This window comes from Vibrio sp. 070316B (assembly GCF_013114115.1).
Lineage (GTDB): Bacteria > Pseudomonadota > Gammaproteobacteria > Enterobacterales > Vibrionaceae > Vibrio > Vibrio chagasii_B.
In genome coordinates this window covers 25,670-47,635 of record NZ_VTYC01000007.1, presented here as the reverse complement: position 1 = coordinate 47,635, position 21,966 = coordinate 25,670, and the positions used below count along the sequence as shown (strand labels likewise).

Here is a 21,966-nt window from a genome sequence, read left to right as displayed (position 1 = left end):
AACACGATGAAAGAATTCCTGCTCTGTTCCGGTCAATTGAAAGGTGGGCAGACTCCGAATAGAGCAGGGATAATGAACAGTGCTGCGGTAAATTTGATGGCAAACATATTGTTAGTCGAAGACGATGACGACTTGGCTGAGCTGGTGCAGATGCATCTCAAGTTCCAAGGACATGATGTTGTAAGGACCAACTCAATTGAAATGGCTCAAGCGCTATATCAGGGAAGCCAGTTTGATTTGATCGTGCTTGATCGAGGCTTACCTGACGGCGATGGTCTCGATTTCTGTCGATTGTTACGCCAGCAAGAAGACTGGACGCCTGTGCTAATGCTTACAGCAAGAGACACTGAGCTAGATAAGGTGTCGGGCTTAGAAGCTGGGGTTGATGATTACATTACCAAGCCTTTTAGCGTGCTCGAGTTTCAAGCTCGCGTGAGGAACGTATTGCGTCGCTTAAGTCACTCTGAATCAACAGTGAAAGATGCACAATCAACCGAACCCGTAATGAGTTTTGGCGGGCTTACCATCCAACCTGAGCGTCATCAGGTTTCATTGAATAATCAAGATGTCCCACTGACTGCAACCGAATTTACCTTACTTCACTTTTTAGCCACCCGACCGGGGCGAGTCTATAGCAAAGACGAGCTGCTCAATCACGTTTGGAATACCGACCATTCTGGTTATCACCACACGGTGTGTAGCACGGTTAACCGCTTGAGAACAAAGTTGGCCATGCCGAATAGCGACGATGACTTCATCAAAACCGTTTGGGGTGTGGGCTATAAGTTCGAATCGAAAGTTTAGGCCTATGTGTCGCGTCCTAAGCTTAAGAGCCATCGAGGAGAGAACATGAGTTTCAAATCGCGTTTAGTGTTGTTTAGCAGTTTGTGGTTTCTGCTCGTGAGTGTGGTTATCGCCTATACCTATCATTGGCAAAAAGAGACCATAGAACAAAGAACTAAGCAGAGCTTACATAAAGATCTCGCGCTGCACATGCGTGATGATAACCCTCTGATGATTGGCACGGACTACAACCCAAAAGCCCTTAAATCCATATTTCATACCTTGATGTTGATTGGTCCCGATTTCGACATCTACTTTCTCGATAGTCAGGGTAATATCACGACACACGCGGCGCCAGAAGGGACAGTATTAGCGAGCCAGATCGACTTAGCGCCTATCAAACAATTTTTAAACAACGAGCCTTATCCTATTCTTGGGGATGACCCGATCAACCCCGGTTCTCACAAGGTATTCTCTGTTGCTGCGATTGAAGAGTTGGGTTCTACGGTGGGGTATCTGTATGTGTTGATTGGCAGTAACCGCCATACCGTCATTGCCAATTCACAAGTCGATACGCCTTATATGGCGCTAGCAGGACTTATGCTGATCTCTATCTTAGGCTTTGCGATTGGCGCTTACCTGCTCGTGAAACGTAGCCTGTTGAACCCTATTGAAGAGGTCACCAATAAGCTACAACAGCAAGCAGAGCAAGATTTCCGCCTCGACCCCAACTTCATACATCAAGTACCGGAGTTGGTGCCGATCGCACGTTCTTATCAGTTGATGGCGAAACACATTCAGCAGCAATTCTTACAGCTTGAGTATCAGTCTTCGCATCGTAGACAAAGTTTATTGCAACTGAGCCATGATTTGAAAACACCGTTATCAAGTGTGTTGGGTTACTTAGAAACATGGAAGATCCAAAACCCTCAATCGGATCCACTGATTGATGTCGCGTATCGCAATGGAAATAAACTGTCTGAACAATTGCATTCACTTCTCGACAGTGCCAAACATGACAATCCTGTCCCTACTTATCGATACGCATCGATAGATTTGAATGGGTTGCTTAGCGAGTGCTTAGAAACGATTCAGAGTCAGTACCGCCATAAAGATGTCGAACTTAAGGTTGATATACCTGATGGAGTAAAAGCAGCTGGTGACAATGACTTGCTTGAAAGGTTGATTTTGAACTTACTAGACAATGCGTTGAGGCATAGCCCAACTGGAACAGTAGTTTCACTGAGTGTTGATTTAGAACCGGATTCGAAGCGGGTGAGGGTCGTGATTCAAAATGAGGTGGAGCAGGAAGCACCGAATGGTTCATTGGGAATAGGAACCAAGATCGCGCAGTCTATACTGATGTTGCATCACAGTGTGTTAGAAACAACAAAGGCAGAGAACTCATTTCAGCAAAGCTTTTATTTGCCTTCGATATAGTTCTTTCTGCCTTTGGTATTCGCTAGGCTGTTTTTGGATTGCAGCCTGCTAAAGATTAAGCGAGGTTACGCGTCTTTCTTCTCTTCGTTGCCTTCATTTACTTTTGCATAGAAGTGAAGCAACTCAGTTAATTCTTTAACCCAACCAAAGGCATCTTTTGGTGCGTTCTTTAAGATCTTCTCTACTTTCTCGCAGTGTACTTCAATCGCAATAGCTTCTTCTAAGTTGAATGAGATTGAGTAGAAGTGCCAAAGCAGTAGGCGAGTCATGCGTTCGATGTTTTGCTGTGAGTTGTCCGATTCAGAAAACGCTAGGTTTACTTCACCAAGTGCGATTGCCGTCATACGCAGCATCGCATCGAATTTTGCCGATTGCATGCGTTCTTCGCTGGTGACTTCTTCTTGTTCAAACGTGAACAACTCTGTCATTGCGTCTTCAGGAACAAGGCGATGGATCATTCTTAAACTAAATTCTTCTAGTTCATGGCGAGGCATGGTGATTAAACAATTTAAGGTGTAGTCGCGTTGCATGGTGTTCTCTTGATTCAGCAAAAAGGTCGGACAGTTTAATGGAGAAGCGAGCTTAGAAAAAGCAGATTTTAGATAAGCCTACCTTTGTAGGCTTATCTGGATGCCGCATACCTGAAAACTAGCGGAAATGGTGAATATAAACAGCGCTACGCTTTACTATGACTTGGCGGCTGATATTGCATGGATTGGTCGTTTCTCATGAAGATATTGCTCGCGACCAAGCTACCAATACAAATAGAACCAAGGGCAAGCCAGGTCATCGCATCTGGGATCTCGTTGAACAATGGAATCGCCAATAGTGTCGCCACGGCAGGTGTCGCACTGCCAAACGCAGCAGAACGCTCAGCCCCTAAGGTATTAACCGCATATAGGTAAGTGAATGCGGCAATTAAACCCGCTCCGACACCTTGTACTGCTGAATGAATGGCAAGCTCTGCAAAAGGCCATTGAGCGAAAGGTGCGTCCATTAAGTGACTAGGGAGTGTTCCTGTCAGGATAAGAAGGGCTAATAACAAAGTCGAGCAGAGAGAGATAAAGCCCGCACTGACCAAAGCATTTAAGTTGGCAACGCGAGCTGAGATAGTGAAGGTTGCCCACATTAAGCTACCGCACAGGAATAGTAAGTGGCCTTTGGTGTGCTCAAAATTGAAGTTACTCAAACTGCTCCCAAGGAACAACACAATACCAAGTAAAACCAAAGCTAGACCAACGATTCGGTGGCGGCTAAGTGGTTGCTTGAAAAAGAGCACCGCAATCCCGGTTACAAACAGAGGAAGCGTGCCGGGCACTAAAGCACTTCCGTGAGAAACTGGAACGAATTGCATCGCTGTGCCAGCAACCAGCAAATAAGGCAGGCCACTACCGATGAACATACCTGCTAAGTAACGGTTAGGCACTACTGTAATGGTATTACGCGCTTTCCACACCAAAGGTAATAAGACCAAGGCAGGAATAAGAAAGCGTGTGAGTGCGATGTCTGCGGGCGTTAAAGCTGAATTCGCACCGCCTTTAAGAGAAAGGAAAAAGCTTGCCCAGATGAGCAGAGTGACGGTAATTGATAGATAGCCAAGATTCATAATAAACAATGAAAGTGAATGATGATTCATTATGAGGGAGAGCACCTGCCTCAAGTTGGCAAGTTTGGTTCTAACTTGATCTATCATTGAGGATTTCTGCTAACATTCCTTGGATTATTAACAAATTTAACTAATGGGTGGCTTTTGCTATGGACCGGATTGATAGGCATCTTCTCGAGTTGTTACAAAAGGATGGTAGATTGACCACTGCTGAGTTAGCGGATGAAGTCGGCTTATCCCCTTCACCTTGCGCGAGACGCATCAAAAGGCTAGAAGAAAAGGGCATTATCGACGGATATCGCGTGAGTTTATCGCGAGAGAAAGTTGGTGTGGCGATGAGTGTGTTTGTTGAGGTGAGCCTAAACAACCACCAAGAAGTGTCGATTGATAAGTTCGAAGGCGCGATTGTCGAGATGGAGGAGGTGATCAGCTGTCATGTCGTTTCTGGCGCTTATGATTATCTTTTAGAGGTGGTTAGCCCAAACCTAATGGCCTATGAAGCATTTACTAGAAAACTTCAGCGGCTATCTAACGTCAAAGACATCCATACTCACTTAGCAATAAGGCAAGTAAAAGGCAATGCGCCGCTTCCAGTGTATACAGACTAACACGATGGAGAGTGTGGTTGTCATTGGGGGGGAGTGAGCTGAAAACGAAATGATTTAGCCTTGGCGCGAGAGTGCGAGGTTCAACAAAGATGTTTCATAAAGTGCCAAACTCGCAGCAATAAAAAACGGAGCACCTCGTGAAAGGTACTCCGTATATGATAGGTGCAAAACTTAGTGATACTTAAAGTGAGAGATTGAACAATCCCCAGTTTGTGCATTAATTCTGAATGAAAAAGCATGTGAATGGTAATCCACACCATCATTCCAAATTGTTTCTCCAAATATCTTACATAGCTCTAATTCACTTACTGAACCGAACTCTTCCATGTGTTTAGCTACAGACAAAAGCTTAGCTCTTATCTCTGCAGTCCATTCCGTGTTACTCAAGCAGTTGAAAGCCATAGTTTTTTGCATATTACCTAGCCAAAATGTTTCTTGTTATTAAGTTATATGAAGATTCATGATAACAATTTTCTGGCGTTTGTAAATCTATTTTGTGATGAATCTCTCACATAATTACTTGCATTGGTTGGAAATTGAACTTTGTTGTTGATAATTAGCACATTAGTTTTACAAGTTATTGATAAAGCTTTGATTAAGGCTGGGTTGAATACATTTTCATCAGACGTGGCTGATTTTGCAGATAAATCTAGCGAAGCGGTTCGTTTGATTGAACGCTTTCCCGCTCATTTGATTGGCGCGCAGCATCGATCATTGTGGCTTCCTGACGATACCTAGACGATAGTTGCCTGAACTTCTCACTCAGGACATTAAGGTCTTGCGAGAGAGATTGCGAGCTCTTTACATGTGACAGTGCACTCTCTGATTGGCGCATTAGCTTGGCTTTATCACAATCTTGAGCCATTGCTTCCCATAATCGACCAAGAGAACGAGCGCCTTCTAGCTCGGTCGATACTACATATGACTGTTTAAGCAGAACTTCGGAGATATCGTAAGCGGTATTCATGTGACTGTTGAGCTGTGTGTTAAATCTTTGCTCGTACTTTGCCCAAAGTTCAACGACTTGATCTCCAGTGAAATGTTTAGACAGTAGGGTCTGTGACTCATAGGTTGAGAGAACTTGGTTAAATTCTTTTGTGTATTGGTTATAGCGGGTTTCAAAAGCGAACTGACGAGCTAGTAGCGTTTGCCAATCTTCACTGTTACATCCGCTTGCAAGTACGGTATTCGTACTCACAGACACACTTATGATCAGAACTTTTCCCCAGAAACTCATGACCTTCCTCTACTTATGGTGTTCTCTATAGAGAGTATAGATGAGCTGTACAATGAGTTGAGGTACACTGGACATTGACTTCAAACGGAAGAGCTGGTGGATTGAATGAAAAAAGCGCTGATCGCTTTACTTGTGTTGTTAGTACTAGGCGGAGGAGGAACTGCGTATTACTTCTTCGTTATGAAAGAAGACCCAACGCCACCAGAAAAGGTTGATGAGCCAGTTGTTGAAACGATTGAGCAACCCGAAGCTGATTTAAAGCCCATTATGGAGCTAAAACCGGAGCCAGAGCAGACAGAGTTTTATGTATCAGATAGGAAGCTGAAGGTGGTAGAGCAGCCTGAGGTTGACGGGTTAATAACGGACTATCTCTATAAAGGTGAAAAAGTAGAAGTGCTTGAGAAGCAAGGTGATTGGGGACGCATTTCGGATTACATTGTTTTAAAAGAAGGTGGCTCACAAACAGCAGAGTGGGTTTCCATGTCTGGCCTATCGAATGATGAAGTGATTATTTCTGAGAAAGAAAACAAAGAGATATTGGACTCTTATTTGGTTAAATCTGATGACCTTAAGCTATACCAAGAGACATTTCGCAATTCCGTTGCTAAGTTGATCTCTGAAGGTGAATGCGAACCTGGTGATTTTGAAGAGCTAGGTGGTTGGGTCAAATCAGTTCGGTATAAAGATCGTAATGTCTACTTTATTTACTGTGGTGGATTATCTCTTGAAAACAAAATTTATCTTGATGTAAATACAAATGAAATATTTAAAGATTAAGAGATGTAAAATTATTACCGTTGAGAATGTAAATAGTCGATAGACGTTAACTTATCAATTAAAATAAAAAGCCCACTCTGTAATAGAGTGGGCTTTTTTGTTGTTTGTTAAATTAGAATGTTTCTCCATTTTCCCCTAATTTATATTGACTGATTTATGAAGCAAATAAGATAGATTTATTAATAAGAAATAATTTCTTTACTACTATTTCGGTAGTCAATAAATTGTAAATTCAATATTGCATTCTTATTGAAACAAGGTGCGGATTATATTTTTATCTTGGTTTTACAGTGACTTATCGTTTTGTTGATACAAGTAATATTAAAAATATCTGTTTAAAATCAATGGTTTGGTGTGGCTTTACATATGTGCAACATTTCACGGTTTTTGAGATCCAAGTCAGGTTTCTAGACATCAATAGAAATTATTTTCTGTTTGTAATAATAAATTTTGATTTTGATATGTAGTGTTTAATTAAAGAGAAATGAAAAGATTAATTATCGAGTAAGACATTATCTTATTAACATCATTGTTATTTAATTGCTTGTAAGGGATGGAACCATTAATGAAAAAACTTGCTTTAATTACAGGGTCAAAGGGCGGTATCGGATCGGCTATATCATCTAAGTTGGTCGCCGACGGATATCGTGTAATTGCAACGTACTTTACCGGAAACTACCAGTGTGCATTGGATTGGTTCAACGAGAAACAATTTACTGAAGATCAAGTGAGATTGTTTGAATTGGATGTCACCAATACAGAAGAGTGCGCATTGAGCTTGAGCAAGTTATTAGAGGAAGAGGGAACCGTTGATGTTCTCGTTAATAACGCTGGCATCACACGTGATAGCGTATTTAAAAAGATGAACGCCGAAGCGTGGAAAGAGGTTATCGAAACGAACTTAAACAGTTTGTTCAACGTGACTCAACCGCTGTTCGCACCTATGTGTGAGAAAGGAAACTGCCGTGTCATCAATATCTCGTCAGTGAATGGCCTTAAAGGGCAATTCGGACAAACCAACTACTCGGCGGCAAAAGCTGGGATGATTGGTTTTTCGAAAGCCTTAGCTGCAGAAGGCGCTCGCAGTGGCGTAACAGTGAACGTGATTGCCCCTGGCTACACTGCAACCCCAATGGTTGAGCAAATGAAGCCTGAAGTATTGGATTCAATCAAGAACCAAATCCCAATGAAACGTTTAGCAACACCAGTGGAAATTGCCGAAGCGGTTGGATTCCTAGCAAGCGATTCAGGTGCGTATATTACGGGCGAGACTTTGTCTGTAAATGGCGGCTTGTACATGCACTAATTGGCGAAACTGACAGGAATTGAATGATGGAAAAAGTATTTATTGTTGCAGCGAAACGTACACCAATTGGTTCATTTACGGGTTCATTGAAAAACGTTAGTGCGGGTGAGTTGGCTGGCGTAGCAATTAAAGGTGCTCTGGATTCAGTAGCTCTTCCTCTAGATGTCATTGATGAAGTGATCGTAGGTAACGTGATCTCAGCAGGGCAAGGTATGGGCGTTGCACGTCAGGCTTCAATCTACGCAGGGCTACCTGAAGAGACTCCAGCTTACGGCGTTAATATGATCTGCGGTAGTGGTATGAAATCAGTCATGGACGCTGCAGCTCATATTAAAGCGCAAGATGCAGAAATCGTGGTTGCTGCGGGCGTGGAAGTGATGTCTCAAATCCCTTTCGTGCTTCCGCCAAGTATTCGTAACGGACACAAAATGGGCGACATTTCGATGAAAGATCTGCTTGTTGGCGATGGTCTGACGGATGCTTTCAATCATTACCACATGGGTGTGACTGCGGAGAACATTGCGAATGCATTGAATATATCGCGCCTTGCTCAAGACAACTACGCGCTAGAAAGCCAACAAAAAGCGGTAGCTGCGATTGAAGCGGGTAAGTTTGATGAGCAAATTGTGCCTGTTGAAGTGAAACAGCGCAGGCAGACCGTCACCTTTGATACCGATGAATATCCGAAAGCGGATGCAACGTTCGAAGGTTTGCAAAAGCTTCGTCCTGCATTCGACCGTGAAGGTACGGTCACTGCGGGCAACGCTTCAGGTATCAATGATGGCGCGAGTGCAATCATATTGGCTTCAGAGAATGCTGTAACAAAATACGGCCTGACACCACTGGTCGAGCTAACAAGCTACGCACAATCTGGATTAGACCCAAAGATCATGGGATTGGGTCCAGTAGAGGCTGTATCTAAAGCGCTGGATAAAGCTGACTTAACACTCGAGCAAGTTGATCTTTTTGAATTAAACGAAGCGTTTGCGGCTCAAGCTTTAGGTGTGATGTATCAGTTATCAGAGCAACACGATCTGCCTCTTGAAGCCTTTAAACCAAAAGTGAATGTCAATGGCGGCGCGATTGCCCTAGGTCATCCTCTAGGAGCGTCAGGCAACCGAATCATTGTTTCACTCATCCACGAAATGCTTGAGCAAAAGACCAGTTATGGCGTTGCTTCACTCTGCGTCGGTGGGGGAATGGGAACCGCTGTTCTGCTTAAGGGTATTGAAGGTTAACGCCGGATGTATCGTTGGCAAGCTAAACAATTTATCGCTGCAGTCTACAAGGTGCGTTAGCAAACCATCGCACCTTAACTGAAACGATATCAGTACCAATTTACTACACTATGTATTCATCAGGAGTTACTTATGTACACGGATATTTTTAAAACGATTACTGACCAAACTGAAAAGCAATTTGAACCGTACTTCAAGTTCAACAAGTTGGTTGCAAAGAACGTTCAAACAATGACGGAATTGCAAATGAATGCGATGCAGACTTACACGGATATGGGTCTTGCTCAAATGAAAGCAGTAAGTGAAATTAAAGATGTGAACAGCCTTACGGCATTCAACAGCCAGCAACTAGCAGCGTTAACTCAACTCTCTCAACAGATGATGAGTGACAGTGCTAAGCTTCAAGCTGTGGCAAAAGAGTTCAAAGAAGATGTTGAAACACTAACGACTGAAAACTTGAAAACAGTTACGCCTGCATAAATAAAATCGCCATCGAATCAGCACAGTGCTTACTGTGAGGCTCGGTGGCGATTTTCCGATTATTGGAGTCATGTTATGTTTCAACACTTCTTTTCGGACTACCTTGTTAAACTTCAACAAACAAACCTGCAATGGTGGGAAAACTTTGAACAAAACAAGGAAGCCGCGCAATCTCCCCTAAATCAAGCGATGCAAGAGTTGAATTTTGATGATGCGTCAAAAATCTTCGAGCAAGCCGCTAACCAACCCGCCGTTCTCCTTCAGTTACAATCCCAGTGGTGGGAACAGCAACTTAAGATTTGGCAAAATGCCGCACTGATGGGTAATACCGAAAGCGTCATTACTGAAGAGCGCAGTGATAAACGCTTTATTGATGAAGCGTGGAAAAATGACCCGTTTTACAGCTTTATCAAGCAGTCTTATTTGTTATTCAGCAAAAGCTATATAGACACCATTAATTCAATCGAAGGCATAGACGAGAAAACCAAGGAACGTGTGGCGTTCTTTTCACGTCAGGCTATCAATGCTCTTTCTCCTAGTAACTTCATTGCGACTAACCCAGAGTTGATGAAGCTAACGCTTGAGCGCAATGGTGAAAACTTGCTAGATGGGCTTGAACAGCTACAAGCTGATGTTGAAGCGAGCGCGGATATCCTAAAGATCCGTATGACCAACAATAATGCCTTCCGATTAGGTGTTGATGTTGCGAACACGGAAGGTGATGTCGTTTTTCAAAACGAGCTGTTCGAGCTTATTCAATACTACCCAAAAACACCTCAAGTGAACGCGACGCCTTTGTTGATCGTTCCTCCATTCATCAATAAGTATTACATTCTCGACCTTCGTGAAAAGAACTCAATGGTTCGTTGGTTGCTTGAGCAAGGGCACAGCGTCTTCATGATGTCTTGGCGCAACCCAGGTGAAGCGCAAAAAGACTTAGAGTTCGGTGACTATGTCACGGAAGGCGTAGCGAAAGCCGTGACGGCAATTGAAGATATCACGGGTAAAGAGCAAATCAATGCTGCAGGTTACTGCATTGGTGGTACTGTTCTCGCTTCAACGGTCGCTTACTATGCTGCTAAAAGAATGAAGAAACGCATTAAAACCGCGACCTTCTTTACGACTCTATTAGACTTCTCTCAGCCGGGAGAGGTTGGCGCATATATCAATGAAACGATCATTAACGCCATTGAGAAACAGAACGATGCTAAAGGGTTCATGGATGGTCGTTCATTAAGCGTGACATTCAGTTTGCTTCGTGAAAACAGCCTGTACTGGAACTACTACATTGATAACTACCTAAAAGGCAGCAGCCCAATGGAGTTTGATCTGTTGTACTGGAACAGTGACAGCACTAACGTTGCAGCTAAATGCCATAATTTTTTGCTGCGTGAACTCTACCTTGAGAATAAACTTGTTCAAGACAAAGGCGTGAAAGTAGGCGGTGTCTGGATTGACCTGAATAAGATCAAAATACCAAGCTACTTCATCTCGGCTAAAGAAGACCATATTGCCTTATGGCAGGGGACTTACCGCGGCGCACTGTATACCGGTGGTAATAAAACGTTTGTGCTTGGAGAGTCTGGTCATATTGCAGGCATTGTTAATCACCCAGACAAGAAAAAGTATGGATTCTGGCTAAACGATAACTTGGATGATTCTGCAGACGAGTGGCTATCGAATGCGACTCACAATGAAGGCTCATGGTGGACTCACTGGAATCAATGGCTGCAGGGCTTTGAAGCAGATGAGAAAATCGAACCGTTTAATCAAGGTTCTGAGCTGCACCCTGTAATTGGCAAGGCGCCGGGTAACTACGTAAAACAGGTACTTCCTATCGTCGATAAAGAGAACGTTGATACAGAAGTCGCAGAGAAAGACGTACCGGAAAGTGAAGCCTAAAGTACGTATACGTATTTGAAAGTACAGAACGTGAAACAATAAAAAAGCCACTGAATTCAGTGGCTTTTTCGTGTCAACCTATCTTAAGAATAACTGATAGCGTTGATGTAATGTCGATTCTTAATCGATTTCTTTGTCTTTACCCATAGATAAAATCCAAAGAGACACGGCTGCAACACCTACGAAGCCACCAAGAATGATAACTGGCATAGCACTGTAACCTAGGATATGCCAAATTACGCTCTCTAAAGTACTCATTCAATTGCTCCTTATTGCCAGCCTTCAACGCCATGCATGTCTGGTAGTTTATGTGCGATGCCTTTGTGGCAGTCTACACATGTCTTCTCACCAGAAGCCAGCGCTGTTGAGTGTTGTTTCGCACTACGAGGACTCTGTTCGGAGAAGTCCATGTAATCGAACTGGTGACAGTTACGACACTCAAGTGAATCGTTCTTCTTCAATCGAGCCCATTCGCGCTCAGCTAAGTGATGACGACGCTCTTTGAATTTCTCAGGCGTATCAATCGTCTTTGAAATAAAGTGAGCATATAGCTCTTTTGATGCTTGAACTTTACGAACAATCTTATCCGTCCACTCATGCGGTACGTGACAGTCTGAACAGATTGCACGAACGCCTGAACGGTTAGAGTAGTGAATCGTCTCTTGGATCTCTTCAACGATAGGTGCGTGACAGCCAGAACAGAACTCTTCTGTATTGGTTGCTTCCATACCCGTGTTAAATGCCCCCCAGAATAAAAGACCACCAGAGAACCCCAAGAAAAGTACAAGGCCTACGGCTGCTTTACTTGGAGTTGTCAGTCTTTTCCAAAACGCTTTCAATAATTTCATATAATAGCCTCTCTACAATACGGCTAAGATTAGCGTAGTGAGTCAACAGGTTTGAACTCGTTCTCTACTAATGGTTTCGCATTAGCTTGAGGAACGTGACACTGCAGACAGAAGTAACGACGAGGTGAAACGTCAGCAAGTACTGCATCTTCACGGTTCATGTAGTGAGTAACACTAATTTTTGTTGCACCCATCTCTTTCGCATTTTTCCAGCTGTGGCAAGACAGACATTTGTTTGCGTTCAGAGAGACTTCGTAGCTACGGATATTGTGAGGTACCAATGGTGGTTGGTATACGTAATCGCTCTCAAGCACTTGGTCGCGAGGGTACTTTTTGAAGTCGTCTGCTGCACGCGTTGCTTCAAGTTCACTTACACCACGTAAAGACTCTACGCCACCAATGCCGCCAGGGTTATCCAGCTCAGCTTGAGCCACGCCAGCTAGCAAAAGACCAGCTGATAGTAGGGCAGTAATCAGTTTTTTCATGTTAATTTCTCCGCCTAAAGGCTAATTCTTTGAGAGGGCTACTCTTTCTAAATGGTGAAAAAGTAGCCACAATATTAAATACTTAAGATCGTTTCTCTAAGCCTAGGGCTTAAGCAACTTTAGTGATCTTAACTGGACACTTCTTGTAGTCCGTCTGTTTAGACAGAGGATCCGTTGCATCCAAGATCAACTTGTTGATCAGAATTCTTGCATCAAAGAACGGTACGAATACCAAGCCTTGTGGTGGACGGTTACGGCCGCGAGTTTCAACACGCACACGAACTTCACCACGTTTGTTTTCGATAAGAACTTCATCACCACGGCGTAAGCCACGAGCTTTAGCGTCAGCAGGGTGCATGTAACAAAGTGCATCCGGTACTGCCTTGTAAAGTTCTGGTACACGACGAGTCATAGTACCTGTGTGCCAGTGCTCAAGAACACGACCTGTACATAGCCACATATCGTATTCATCGTTTGGTACTTCAGGTGGCGCTTCGTATGGAGCATTGATGATCAGTGCTTTACCATCTGGCTTGCCGTAGAAGTCCCAACCAGAACCTTTCTTAGCGTATGGATCTGAGCCTTCTTTAAAGCGCCATAGTGTTTCTTTACCGTCAACAACTGGCCAGCGTAGGCCGCGTACTTTGTGGTAAGTATCGTATGGTGCTAAATCGTGACCGTGGTCGCGACCAAAGGCTGCGTATTCTTCGAATAGACCTTTTTGAACGTAGAAACCTTGTGCTTGTGCATCGTCGTTAAGCTCTTGAGCTTCAGACAGAGGGAAAGCATCAACATTGCCGTTTTTGTAAAGCACGTCGTACATGGTTTTGCCACGGTACTCAGGCATTTTCGCAACCAGTTCTTCACCCCAAACTTCTTCAATAGTGAAGCGTTTAGAGAACTCCATGATTTGCCATAGGTCAGACTTAGCTTCACCTACCGTTTTCACTTGTTGGTACCATGCTTGTGTACGACGCTCAGCGTTACCGTAAGCACCTTCTTTCTCAATCCACATTGCTGTAGGAAGGATAAGGTCAGCCGCTTGAGCGGTTGCTGTTGGGTACGGGTCTGAACAAACAATGAAGTTATCTGGGTTACGGTAACCAGGTAGACGCTCAGTGTTGATGTTTGGACCAGCTTGCATGTTGTTGTTACACATTACCCAGTAAGCGTTGATAGTACCGTCTTTTAATGCACGGTCTTGAGCAACAGCGTGTTTACCAGGTTTTGCTGGGATAGTGCCTTCTGGAAGTTTCCAGATGTCTTCTGCAATCTTACGGTGTTTAGGGTTAGCAACCACCATATCTGCAGGTAGACGGTGAGAGAACGTACCTACTTCACGAGCTGTACCACACGCAGATGGTTGGCCCGTTAGTGAGAATGGGCTGTTACCTGGAGTAGAAATCTTACCTGTTAGAAGGTGGATGTTGTACACAAGGCTGTTCATCCATACACCACGAGTATGTTGGTTCATACCCATTGTCCATAGAGACATTACTTTGATGTTTGGATCCGCGTATTGCTTAGCAAGTTTGATCAGGTTCTCTTCAGATACGCCTGACATTTCAGATGCTTTTTCTACTGTGTACTCTGCAACTGCTGCTTTGTACTCTTCGAAAGTGATTGCAGTCATTGCACCTGAGTTAGGGTTTGCTGCTGCTTTCTGTAGTGGGTCGTCATCACGAAGGCCGTAACCAATGTCAGTTGTTGCCTGTTTGAAGTGCGTGTGCTTGTTTACGAAGTCCCAGTTAACCGCATCGTTTTGAATGATGTAGTTTGCGATGAAGTTAGCGATCGCAAGGTCAGACTGAGGGTTGAAGATGTAACCAGTGTCAGCAAGCTCAAAAGAACGGTGGTAGTACGTAGATAGTACGTTTACTTGAACGTGTGGGTGGCTTAGACGACGGTCTGTAATACGAGTCCATAGTACTGGGTGCATTTCTGCCATGTTTGAACCCCACAGTACAAATGCGTCTGCGTGTTCAAAGTCATCGTAACAACCCATTGGCTCATCGATACCGAAGGTACGCATGAATGCACCTACCGCAGAAGCCATACAGTGACGAGCGTTTGGATCGATGTTGTTTGAACGGAAACCCGCTTTCATCATCTTAACGGCTGCGTAGCCTTCCATAACTGTCCACTGACCAGAACCGAACATACCAACACCTGTTGGGCCGTTCTTCTTAAGAGACGCTTTCCATTTCTCAGCCATCACGTCGAACGCTTTGTCCCAAGATACTGGTGCGAAATCACCATCTTTATGGAACTCGCCATCTTTCATACGAAGAAGAGGTTGTTCTAGACGGTCTTTGCCGTACATGATTTTTGAAAGGAAGTAGCCTTTGATACAGTTAAGGCCTTTGTTTACCGGTGCTTCTGGGTCGCCTTGAGTCGCAACCACTTTGCCGTTTTGAGTACCTACTAGTACCGAACAGCCCGTACCACAAAAACGACAAGGCGCTTTATCCCACGTGATTTTTGTTTGATCTGAGCTAGCAATCAGGTTGGTTGCTGTTGCCGGTAGTGTTACACCTGCAACGGCTGCCGCTGATGCAGCTGCGTTTGCTTTCACAAACGCACGTCTTGTCATTTTCATACTTCACCCTCAAGTTGAGAATTGTTGCTTCCAGTTTCTAAATCCGTTTCTTCTAGTCCAGTTTCGATTTGGTGATAAACCAAAGCTGTCCCTAAAACGTTCTTAATGTTGTTTATTGCTTCGATGGTGTCCGTTACAAAACCTTGGTTCTCGGTTTCCAGGACCACGATGATTTTGCCTTCAGGGCTATCTCCGTAGATTTCAGCGTTATCGAATTGTTCGATCTCAGCTTTGATCTCATTGAGATGCTCTGGGCTCACATGCACGACTAAACTTGATATATGCACTTCATTTAGTGCCATAAATTGCTCTCGTTATTTTTATTTATGCATTACTCACAAGAATAGCTGAAGTAGGGCAAACTGCTACGCAGGCTCCACAACCGCTACACTCATCTAACTCGATTTTTGGTAGAGCAACACTGCCTGCTCTAAGTTGAAATTGAATGGCCATAGGTTCACACATGTCACCACAGCTTCGGCATTCAACATTTTGTTGCGCTAAACACTTATCAGAAATACGTGCTTTTGCTTGCCAAGGCTCTCCTTGCTTTGGCTTAAAAATGGGTTCCGGACAAACGTCTGCACATTGATAGCAGAACGTACATTCATCGATAGAGAAATCGACAGTGGGGAACCCACCATCACCTACAATGATTATCTTAGTCTCACAACTCTCGATGCATTTTCCGCAGCGAGTGCAATCATCTACAAAGCTCTCTAGGTTATTAATCCAAGGCAAACGAATTTGGCTTGAATCGACTTTTTTTCTAGAAAACAGACGACGTTTTGACAGATCTACCACTAAAAACCCCTAGATGTTGCTAAGATGTTGTAATTGTAGGTCATTATTTCATTAATATCTTGTAATTTGTCATCACAAGTAGTGTAGGTTTAGAAACAATTGTATAAATACCCCCTAAGGGCTAATTGGGGGTATATATTGTCATAGATCAATAAATTACGAGGCGAGTGATCACATATTGAATGGAGCTATGATTTTTGATGTGTGACAATACGAGCCTAATAGCAAGTTATATATCAATAGGAAGTCACGTTTGCTTATAAAACCGGTCTCATCTGTTACTAGTACAATAGCTAAGTCATTACTCTCTATATTGCTGTTGTCCGTTGCTACTACTGGCTTTGCTATCTTTACCTTAGCTTCAAGCTTGAACGATGCTGAGGCTGTCAATGTAGCCGGTTCGATGCGTATGCAAAGCTATCGTTTAGCCCATGATATTCAAATAGAATCTGTTGATTTCGATTCCCATATCCGTGAGTTTGAAAGTTCACTTTATTCGCCTTCGATGACTAAATTGGTGAGTTGGGATGTTCCGACGGATATCACAGAAGACTACTACCTAATTATTGGCCGTTGGCATGAATTGAAACGCGTTCTGAATAGTGAAGACCGTAAACACTATCTCGTGTTGGTTGAAAACTTCGTAACTGAGATCGATGGATTTGTTTTTAAACTGCAAGAATTCTCAGAAGACAAATTGATTAAACTGGCGTGGGCTGGTGGTATCGGTTTGGGCGGAATTCTCGTCATATCTCTTTTTGTTGTTCATTTTGTACGTAAACAGGTTGTTAAACCGCTACATGCTCTTGTCGGTGCGAGCCAAAGAATCAAAAACAGCGACTTCGAGGTAGAACTCAAAGTGACCAGTAACAACGAAATGGGCATTTTGACCAAAACCTTCAACTCGATGGCCAAAGATTTAGGCGTGCTTTATCGAAACCTTGAAGATGTGGTGGATGCCAAGACGATTGAGCTGCAAAATGCGAACCAGTCGCTGCAGGCACTTTATAACTCGTCACAAGAGCTCACGGTTACGCGTATTGCTCCTGAAAACTTCCGAGCTATCTTGCAGCATCTCGTGAGCTTGGAAGGGATTGGATCACTGAGGCTCGAGATTGTAGATAACTCAGGCCGTTCGTTGATTATGGATGAAGGTTACGATTCGAATTTAGACTACGAAAAGTTTGAGATGAAACTCGACGATAACGAACTTATTCTCGGCTATTTATACTGTTCATATCACCACGGGCACTCAACTAAAGCTCTGATCGAAAGCTTCATTCAACTGCTATCGAGAGCGATCTACTACAATCGTGCTCAAAAGAAAGCTGAACAGCTTATTATCATGGAAGAGCGTGCCACGATTGCACGTGAACTCCACGATTCATTGGCTCAATCACTGTCGTACTTGAAAATCCAAGTTACACTATTAAAGCGTGTGATTGGCAAACTGCCAGAGCAACAGCACCGAGAGCAATCTGAACAAATAGCGTCTGAGATCGGAAACGGCTTAGCCGACGCTTATACCCAGTTAAGAGAACTACTCACCACATTTAGGTTGACCATTAAAGAGGGCAACTTTGGAGACGCCTTAAGTACCATGCTTGAGGAGCTCAGCGAGAGAACCGATGCGAAGATTAACCTCACTAATAATCTCTCATCGATCGAGCTTGATGCGCATAGTCAGGTTCACTTGCTTCAATTGATTCGTGAAGCAACAATAAATGCAATAAAACACGCCAATGCCGACTTGATAGATGTATGCTGTATCGATGAGGACGGTGAAGTATTAGTCGTGATAAAAGATAATGGAGATGGCTTTGACTCAAGTAGTTCCAAGGTGAACCACTACGGGATGAGCATTATGCAGGAGCGTGCGGCAAGACTGAATGGCGACTTGACGATTGAAGCGGCGCAAGGTGAAGGCTGTACAGTCATATTGAAATATAAAAGTTTGAAGGAAGTTAAAGTTGACGATTTGTAAAGTAATGCTGGTTGATGATCATCCATTGATGCGCAGAGGTATAAGCCAATTACTGAGCTTTGAAGACGAATTCGAAGTGATTGCAGAAGCAAGTAACGGCACTGAAGCGGTTGCTCTTGCTCATGAAGAAGAACCTGATTTGATCCTTTTGGATCTCAATATGAAGGGCATGTCTGGTTTAGATACCTTGAAAGCACTTCGCACTGACGGTTCTAGCGCAAACATTGTAATCCTGACGGTCTCTGACAGCCCTGCAGACATTGAAGCGATTGTAAAAGCGGGTGCTGATGGTTACTTGCTGAAAGACACCGAGCCTGATGAATTGATCGAACTTCTTAAGCAAGCACACGGTGGTGACAAGGCATACAGTAGTGTAGTTGCTCGTTACCTAAGTGACGCAGGTAGCCGCAACGACATTTTTGACCAATTGACGGAACGTGAAATGCAGATCCTGCAAGAAGTTGCGAAAGGTTACCGTAACAAGCAAATCGCGGACCACCTGTTTATTTCTGAATCGACAGTTAAGGTACATATGAAGAGCTTGCTGAAAAAGCTGCAAGTACCTTCTCGTACAGCTGCAACGGTTCTTTACCTAGAACGCTATGGTGAAATGAAGTAGGGCTTGGTCCTTTGAAATAACACTATTTCAAGCCGTATTATTCAATCCGCCTCTCCATAGCTGTAAAGGTGTTGCAGAGTGATATTAAAAAAGGCGCTGAACTTATTAAGTTCAGCGCCTTTTTGTTTAGGCATTATATATCTGTATAACTATTAACGACTTAAGCTGCCATTGGTACTAGAACCAGTGTTCCGAAGATAACCGTGATAAGGCCGCAGATGACTGGTACAGAGGTACGCTTTACCACTTCAAATGGGCTAATTTTACCCATGCCTGAAGTTGCTACCACTACGCCAGATACTGGAGAGATAGTACGACCTAGGTTTGATGCTTGAAGCATTGGGATAATAAGGAACGCTGGGTTTAGACCCATCTTCGCAGCCAGTGAAGGCGCAAGCTCAACGAATGCATAGAAAGGTGCATTACCAGAACCTGTCGCAATTGCCGCAGCAACCGTTAGACCTGTGAGGATAAGCATTAGTGCGATGCCGCCAGCGCCTGCTGCTTCAGCAAGACCGATTAGGTTATCAATTGCACCGATAGACATTAGGCCTTGAGCAAATACACCTGCCGCAACTAACAGCATTACAACGCCTTTAAATGCGTCCGCCATACCTTGGTAACAAGAATCTAGATCTTCTAGCGTCTTTTCACCGTCGAATTTCTTCACAACGTAATCAACAAGTGCACCAACGAAAATTGAGCCAACTACGATAGTGTAGATGTCTAGCTTAAGCCCTGGAATGGTACGGCCGTTGAATAGGAAAACACCGATGATAGGTAGGAAAGGAAGAGCCGCATAGAAAGCAGGCGCTGTTGTTTCAATCTCAGAAACATCAACTTTTTCCATTGGCGTGTTTTCTTTCTTATCTAGGTATTTGTTCCAGAAGAAAGCCGCTGCAGCCATTACGATGATTGCACAGATTGACACTGGCAGTACCGTTTGAACCGCGAATACGTCTAGGTCTAAACCTGATTTCTCTGCAGCGATAACTACGTCACCCGATGTTGGTGAAAGAATGATAGCCGCCGGAGATGCACATACCGCAACCGCAGCTGGGCGAGAAATACCCATTGCCGTCATCATTGGGAATAGGGTAGCCATCAATAGCACGCCAAGGCCCGTTGCAGAACTTACTGCTAGAGACATCAGACACGCTACAATGTACGCAGCAACAAGCAGTGCGTATGGAGATTTGATAACAGACAGTGGCTTAGAGAACTGTTTCACTACCACGTTGTTTGCACCGATGTGCGTCATGTAAGAAGCGAAACCACAAAGAAGCATGATTTGCATACCTAGGCCGCCGCCACGGTACTGAAGCATGTATTTAACGAATTCTAGTGAATCGGTAACCATGTTACCTGTTGAAGCTATCTTAGCTGGTAAGACTGTGTGACCAATAAGGCCAGTAATAAGAAGAAGAGCAAGGCCAGCTGTTAGTAATACGCCCGCCGCCTTATAGCCTTTTACAATAAAGTAACCAACAGCGACGGTAACCACTAATCCGATCAAGAGTTCTAACATAGAAATCTCCACAAAGTTTAAAAAAATATAAGAAACTGTTTCAGAATATGACAATGAATGTACAGAAAACTGCACTGTGGCACGAGGCATAGTTGAGGTTGATATGATCTAAGACAAACATTTTTTTTGATGTTAATTGTGGTTGTAAATCGTGATTAACTACTGTTGTTTAGTTGTTAATAAACAAATTTTATCGTTCGTTAGAATATAACTTGGATCACTTTTGAGTGGTGTTGTTGCATATAGTTGGCGAGGTTTATAAAATGCCAGGATTATCAGCCTAGTGACCGAAATGAACAGGGAAGGGCTATTATTCACATCATAGGTGGCTGTTTTCACGATCTGACGCCTACTTGATTGAGGATAGCTAGGCGTCAGCATTGGGATGAATCACTCGCAACTAGAGGTAGTTAGTCACGAGCGCTTTTCACATACGGAGCCTGTATTTAATTGATATCCAATTCAGGCTCCGAATTAGAATATGCAGGTAACTCAGCACAGATGACCTTTTTGCAAAAATGAATTAATCCACGTTGGGTCACCAGTAATAGCTCTTCATCGTTCAACGGAATGTAAGTCATCGCATCTGAAGACAGAACTGCGCCTTCACTGATCATGACTTTCTCGTAAAACGTGAGATCTCGATTAGGAATGATCTGCTCATGTTGAGTTTCGTCTAACGAAATATCATGTTGGCTAACCGCGTAAGTACCTGATGAAGTAAAGCCCGCTTCTTTAGTAGAAACATAAAGCAGCTCGTAACTGTTATTCTTTTTAAATTCGATATTAACCGAAGCCTGATTGTAAATGATTTTATCGGGCGGATTGACCACCGATGCCGTGTTGGCTAAATAATGCCCTTTAAGGTGTGTTTGAGGAATTAATGTTGTCAGCCATCCGACTAAAATACCCAATAGCGCAACTATAACGAATATTTGTTTGTCTTTATTCACAAGTAACTCCTTTAAATTCGCTTGGGAAGCTCAAAGAATTCCCTGAATTATCGATAATGATTTTTCGATCTTTATATTCATAAAGAGTAACGTTGTAGAGCTCGTTAAAAGTAAATTCATCGGTTTCTATCTTACAGGAAATAAAATGCTCTCCTGTTAGGCTTTCAGCCAAGGTATTTCTATCTAAGTACGAAAATAGATAATGGGATAGCACGGCTACAAGGGTAAATACGCCAAATAACGCCAACACATTACTGCTCTTTTTCGCAGGAGTTGTGGTTTCTTGTGTCGCTTCTTCTTTCGGAACCACCTCTAATGTTTGTTGCGAATCTTGCTTTGCTTGCGCTTGAATCTTACGAAGTGCACCTTCTTTATCTTGCGTTACTTGACCTGCGAATCGATATCCTTTGCCACGTTCAGTGACAATGATCATTCCACTCTTATCTTCTAGTGCTTTCCTGCAGATTGAGATGGTTTGCATTAGGCTTCCATCTTCAACGTAAATACCTTTAGACACCCAAACTTGTTCAATCAGGACTTGCCGTGTGATCACCTCGTTAGGTTTTGAGATGAAAAATTTAAGGAGCTCTGATTCATTAGAACCAATCGGGTATGTGCGTCCTGTCTTAAAGTGGTGGATTTCACTCTCTTCTAAATTGACCTGTATATCATCATTGATAATAAATTCAGCAGACATTTGGGTTCTCATTGTTATAAGCGTTCTAACCTAAATATAACAAATACCGTTACAAATATAAACTTGCTGAAT

General features: G+C 43.4%; 23 protein-coding genes. 10 read left to right on the top strand and 13 right to left on the bottom strand.

Annotated elements, in window-relative coordinates:
- Positions 1-72 precede the first annotated feature (72 nt).
- Both F0251_RS07970 and F0251_RS07965 read left to right on the top strand, forming a co-directional pair.
- Positions 73-804 (top strand): response regulator transcription factor, encoded by a 732-nt coding sequence (locus F0251_RS07970; RefSeq protein ID WP_171730784.1) that lies wholly within the window; start codon positions 73-75, stop codon positions 802-804.
- A 45-nt stretch (positions 805-849) separates the two neighbouring features.
- Positions 850-2,223: a HAMP domain-containing sensor histidine kinase gene (locus F0251_RS07965; protein WP_171730734.1), complete on the top strand. Its 1,374-nt coding sequence runs from the start codon at positions 850-852 to the stop codon at positions 2,221-2,223.
- Between the two features lie 65 nt (positions 2,224-2,288).
- On the opposite strand, the gene F0251_RS07960 is transcribed toward F0251_RS07965, so the two are convergent.
- Positions 2,289-2,753 (bottom strand): hypothetical protein, encoded by a 465-nt coding sequence (locus F0251_RS07960; RefSeq protein WP_008219313.1) that lies wholly within the window; start codon positions 2,751-2,753, stop codon positions 2,289-2,291.
- 146 nt (positions 2,754-2,899) lie between these two features.
- On the bottom strand, positions 2,900-3,829 hold the full coding sequence (locus F0251_RS07955; RefSeq protein WP_105058266.1) for a DMT family transporter: 930 nt from the start codon (positions 3,827-3,829) through the stop codon (positions 2,900-2,902).
- Positions 3,830-3,978: 149 nt separating this feature from the next.
- On the opposite strand from F0251_RS07955, the gene F0251_RS07950 reads away from it, so the two are divergent.
- Positions 3,979-4,437 (top strand): Lrp/AsnC family transcriptional regulator, encoded by a 459-nt coding sequence (locus tag F0251_RS07950; protein WP_102423585.1) that lies wholly within the window; start codon positions 3,979-3,981, stop codon positions 4,435-4,437.
- Between the two features lie 171 nt (positions 4,438-4,608).
- Here the strand turns inward: F0251_RS07950 and F0251_RS07945 are convergent, their stop codons facing one another.
- Together F0251_RS07945 and F0251_RS07940 are read right to left on the bottom strand one after the other, a co-directional pair.
- Complete coding sequence (locus F0251_RS07945) at positions 4,609-4,851, bottom strand: hypothetical protein (protein WP_171730733.1); 243 nt, start codon at positions 4,849-4,851, stop codon at positions 4,609-4,611.
- A gap of 235 nt (positions 4,852-5,086) precedes the next feature.
- Positions 5,087-5,674 (bottom strand): hypothetical protein, encoded by a 588-nt coding sequence (locus F0251_RS07940; RefSeq protein ID WP_171730732.1) that lies wholly within the window; start codon positions 5,672-5,674, stop codon positions 5,087-5,089.
- A gap of 105 nt (positions 5,675-5,779) precedes the next feature.
- Here F0251_RS07940 and F0251_RS07935 point away from each other — a divergent pair, with 105 nt between their 5' ends.
- The 5 genes from F0251_RS07935 to phaC all read left to right on the top strand — a co-directional run bounded on the left by F0251_RS07935 (position 5,780) and on the right by phaC (position 11,377).
- On the top strand, positions 5,780-6,451 hold the full coding sequence (locus F0251_RS07935; protein ID WP_171730731.1) for an SH3 domain-containing protein: 672 nt from the start codon (positions 5,780-5,782) through the stop codon (positions 6,449-6,451).
- A gap of 565 nt (positions 6,452-7,016) precedes the next feature.
- The gene (locus F0251_RS07930; RefSeq protein WP_061030852.1) at positions 7,017-7,757 is read left to right on the top strand and encodes an SDR family oxidoreductase; all 741 of its coding nucleotides are present in this window, start codon (positions 7,017-7,019) and stop codon (positions 7,755-7,757) included.
- Between the two features lie 26 nt (positions 7,758-7,783).
- Positions 7,784-8,995 (top strand): acetyl-CoA C-acetyltransferase, encoded by a 1,212-nt coding sequence (locus tag F0251_RS07925; protein WP_171730783.1) that lies wholly within the window; start codon positions 7,784-7,786, stop codon positions 8,993-8,995.
- 132 nt (positions 8,996-9,127) lie between these two features.
- Complete coding sequence (locus F0251_RS07920; RefSeq protein ID WP_008219299.1) at positions 9,128-9,475, top strand: phasin family protein; 348 nt, start codon at positions 9,128-9,130, stop codon at positions 9,473-9,475.
- Between the two features lie 75 nt (positions 9,476-9,550).
- Positions 9,551-11,377, top strand: a complete 1,827-nt coding sequence (phaC, locus tag F0251_RS07915) for a class I poly(R)-hydroxyalkanoic acid synthase (RefSeq protein ID WP_171730730.1) — start codon at positions 9,551-9,553, stop codon at positions 11,375-11,377.
- Between the two features lie 120 nt (positions 11,378-11,497).
- Here the strand turns inward: phaC and F0251_RS07910 are convergent, their stop codons facing one another.
- The 6 genes from F0251_RS07910 to napF form a co-directional block, all read right to left on the bottom strand.
- On the bottom strand, positions 11,498-11,635 hold the full coding sequence (locus tag F0251_RS07910; RefSeq protein ID WP_008219295.1) for a TIGR02808 family protein: 138 nt from the start codon (positions 11,633-11,635) through the stop codon (positions 11,498-11,500).
- Between the two features lie 11 nt (positions 11,636-11,646).
- Positions 11,647-12,225, bottom strand: coding sequence for a NapC/NirT family cytochrome c (locus F0251_RS07905; RefSeq protein ID WP_008219293.1), 579 nt, complete (start codon positions 12,223-12,225; stop codon positions 11,647-11,649).
- A 29-nt stretch (positions 12,226-12,254) separates the two neighbouring features.
- Positions 12,255-12,710: a nitrate reductase cytochrome c-type subunit gene (locus F0251_RS07900; RefSeq protein WP_008219291.1), complete on the bottom strand. Its 456-nt coding sequence runs from the start codon at positions 12,708-12,710 to the stop codon at positions 12,255-12,257.
- Between the two features lie 109 nt (positions 12,711-12,819).
- Positions 12,820-15,309, bottom strand: coding sequence for a periplasmic nitrate reductase subunit alpha (gene napA, locus F0251_RS07895; RefSeq protein ID WP_171730729.1), 2,490 nt, complete (start codon positions 15,307-15,309; stop codon positions 12,820-12,822).
- Positions 15,306-15,611: a chaperone NapD gene (locus F0251_RS07890; RefSeq protein WP_017058194.1), complete on the bottom strand. Its 306-nt coding sequence runs from the start codon at positions 15,609-15,611 to the stop codon at positions 15,306-15,308. Before F0251_RS07890 ends, napA begins: the two co-directional genes overlap by 4 nt.
- Before the next feature lie 22 nt (positions 15,612-15,633).
- The gene (napF, locus tag F0251_RS07885) at positions 15,634-16,113 is read right to left on the bottom strand and encodes a ferredoxin-type protein NapF (RefSeq protein WP_061030856.1); all 480 of its coding nucleotides are present in this window, start codon (positions 16,111-16,113) and stop codon (positions 15,634-15,636) included.
- 253 nt (positions 16,114-16,366) lie between these two features.
- On the opposite strand from napF, the gene narQ reads away from it, so the two are divergent.
- Together narQ and F0251_RS07875 are read left to right on the top strand one after the other, a co-directional pair.
- Positions 16,367-18,097, top strand: a complete 1,731-nt coding sequence (narQ, locus tag F0251_RS07880) for a nitrate/nitrite two-component system sensor histidine kinase NarQ (RefSeq protein WP_061030857.1) — start codon at positions 16,367-16,369, stop codon at positions 18,095-18,097.
- Positions 18,084-18,716: a response regulator gene (locus F0251_RS07875; RefSeq protein ID WP_061030858.1), complete on the top strand. Its 633-nt coding sequence runs from the start codon at positions 18,084-18,086 to the stop codon at positions 18,714-18,716. Before narQ ends, F0251_RS07875 begins: the two co-directional genes overlap by 14 nt.
- 160 nt (positions 18,717-18,876) lie before the next feature.
- On the opposite strand, the gene dcuC is transcribed toward F0251_RS07875, so the two are convergent.
- From dcuC to F0251_RS07860, 3 genes are all read right to left on the bottom strand, one after another.
- On the bottom strand, positions 18,877-20,244 hold the full coding sequence (gene dcuC / locus F0251_RS07870; RefSeq protein WP_032498406.1) for an anaerobic C4-dicarboxylate transporter DcuC: 1,368 nt from the start codon (positions 20,242-20,244) through the stop codon (positions 18,877-18,879).
- A 446-nt stretch (positions 20,245-20,690) separates the two neighbouring features.
- On the bottom strand, positions 20,691-21,197 hold the full coding sequence (locus F0251_RS07865) for a hypothetical protein (RefSeq protein ID WP_171730728.1): 507 nt from the start codon (positions 21,195-21,197) through the stop codon (positions 20,691-20,693).
- A complete protein-coding gene (locus tag F0251_RS07860) occupies positions 21,190-21,894 on the bottom strand; it encodes a winged helix-turn-helix domain-containing protein (RefSeq protein ID WP_171730727.1) in 705 nt (234 codons plus the stop codon). The genes F0251_RS07865 and F0251_RS07860 overlap by 8 nt, the downstream gene beginning before the upstream one ends.
- Positions 21,895-21,966: the final 72 nt, after the last annotated feature.

Excerpts from the sequence above, each read along its gene's own strand:
- F0251_RS07965 (WP_171730734.1), top strand. The coding sequence starts at position 850 with ATGAGTTTCAAATCGCGTTTAGTGTTGTTTAGCAGTTTGTGGTTTCTG.
- F0251_RS07860 (WP_171730727.1), bottom strand. The coding sequence starts at position 21,894 with ATGTCTGCTGAATTTATTATCAATGATGATATACAGGTCAATTTAGAA.
- F0251_RS07905 (WP_008219293.1), bottom strand. The coding sequence starts at position 12,225 with ATGAAATTATTGAAAGCGTTTTGGAAAAGACTGACAACTCCAAGTAAA.
- napA (WP_171730729.1), bottom strand. The coding sequence starts at position 15,309 with ATGAAAATGACAAGACGTGCGTTTGTGAAAGCAAACGCAGCTGCATCA.
- F0251_RS07970 (WP_171730784.1), top strand. The coding sequence starts at position 73 with ATGAACAGTGCTGCGGTAAATTTGATGGCAAACATATTGTTAGTCGAA.
- F0251_RS07950 (WP_102423585.1), top strand. The coding sequence starts at position 3,979 with ATGGACCGGATTGATAGGCATCTTCTCGAGTTGTTACAAAAGGATGGT.
- F0251_RS07925 (WP_171730783.1), top strand. The coding sequence starts at position 7,784 with ATGGAAAAAGTATTTATTGTTGCAGCGAAACGTACACCAATTGGTTCA.
- F0251_RS07960 (WP_008219313.1), bottom strand. The coding sequence starts at position 2,753 with ATGCAACGCGACTACACCTTAAATTGTTTAATCACCATGCCTCGCCAT.
- F0251_RS07890 (WP_017058194.1), bottom strand. The coding sequence starts at position 15,611 with ATGGCACTAAATGAAGTGCATATATCAAGTTTAGTCGTGCATGTGAGC.
- F0251_RS07935 (WP_171730731.1), top strand. The coding sequence starts at position 5,780 with ATGAAAAAAGCGCTGATCGCTTTACTTGTGTTGTTAGTACTAGGCGGA.
- F0251_RS07940 (WP_171730732.1), bottom strand. The coding sequence starts at position 5,674 with ATGAGTTTCTGGGGAAAAGTTCTGATCATAAGTGTGTCTGTGAGTACG.
- F0251_RS07910 (WP_008219295.1), bottom strand. The coding sequence starts at position 11,635 with ATGAGTACTTTAGAGAGCGTAATTTGGCATATCCTAGGTTACAGTGCT.
- dcuC (WP_032498406.1), bottom strand. The coding sequence starts at position 20,244 with ATGTTAGAACTCTTGATCGGATTAGTGGTTACCGTCGCTGTTGGTTAC.
- F0251_RS07930 (WP_061030852.1), top strand. The coding sequence starts at position 7,017 with ATGAAAAAACTTGCTTTAATTACAGGGTCAAAGGGCGGTATCGGATCG.
- F0251_RS07945 (WP_171730733.1), bottom strand. The coding sequence starts at position 4,851 with ATGCAAAAAACTATGGCTTTCAACTGCTTGAGTAACACGGAATGGACT.
- F0251_RS07955 (WP_105058266.1), bottom strand. The coding sequence starts at position 3,829 with ATGAATCTTGGCTATCTATCAATTACCGTCACTCTGCTCATCTGGGCA.
- F0251_RS07900 (WP_008219291.1), bottom strand. The coding sequence starts at position 12,710 with ATGAAAAAACTGATTACTGCCCTACTATCAGCTGGTCTTTTGCTAGCT.
- phaC (WP_171730730.1), top strand. The coding sequence starts at position 9,551 with ATGTTTCAACACTTCTTTTCGGACTACCTTGTTAAACTTCAACAAACA.
- F0251_RS07920 (WP_008219299.1), top strand. The coding sequence starts at position 9,128 with ATGTACACGGATATTTTTAAAACGATTACTGACCAAACTGAAAAGCAA.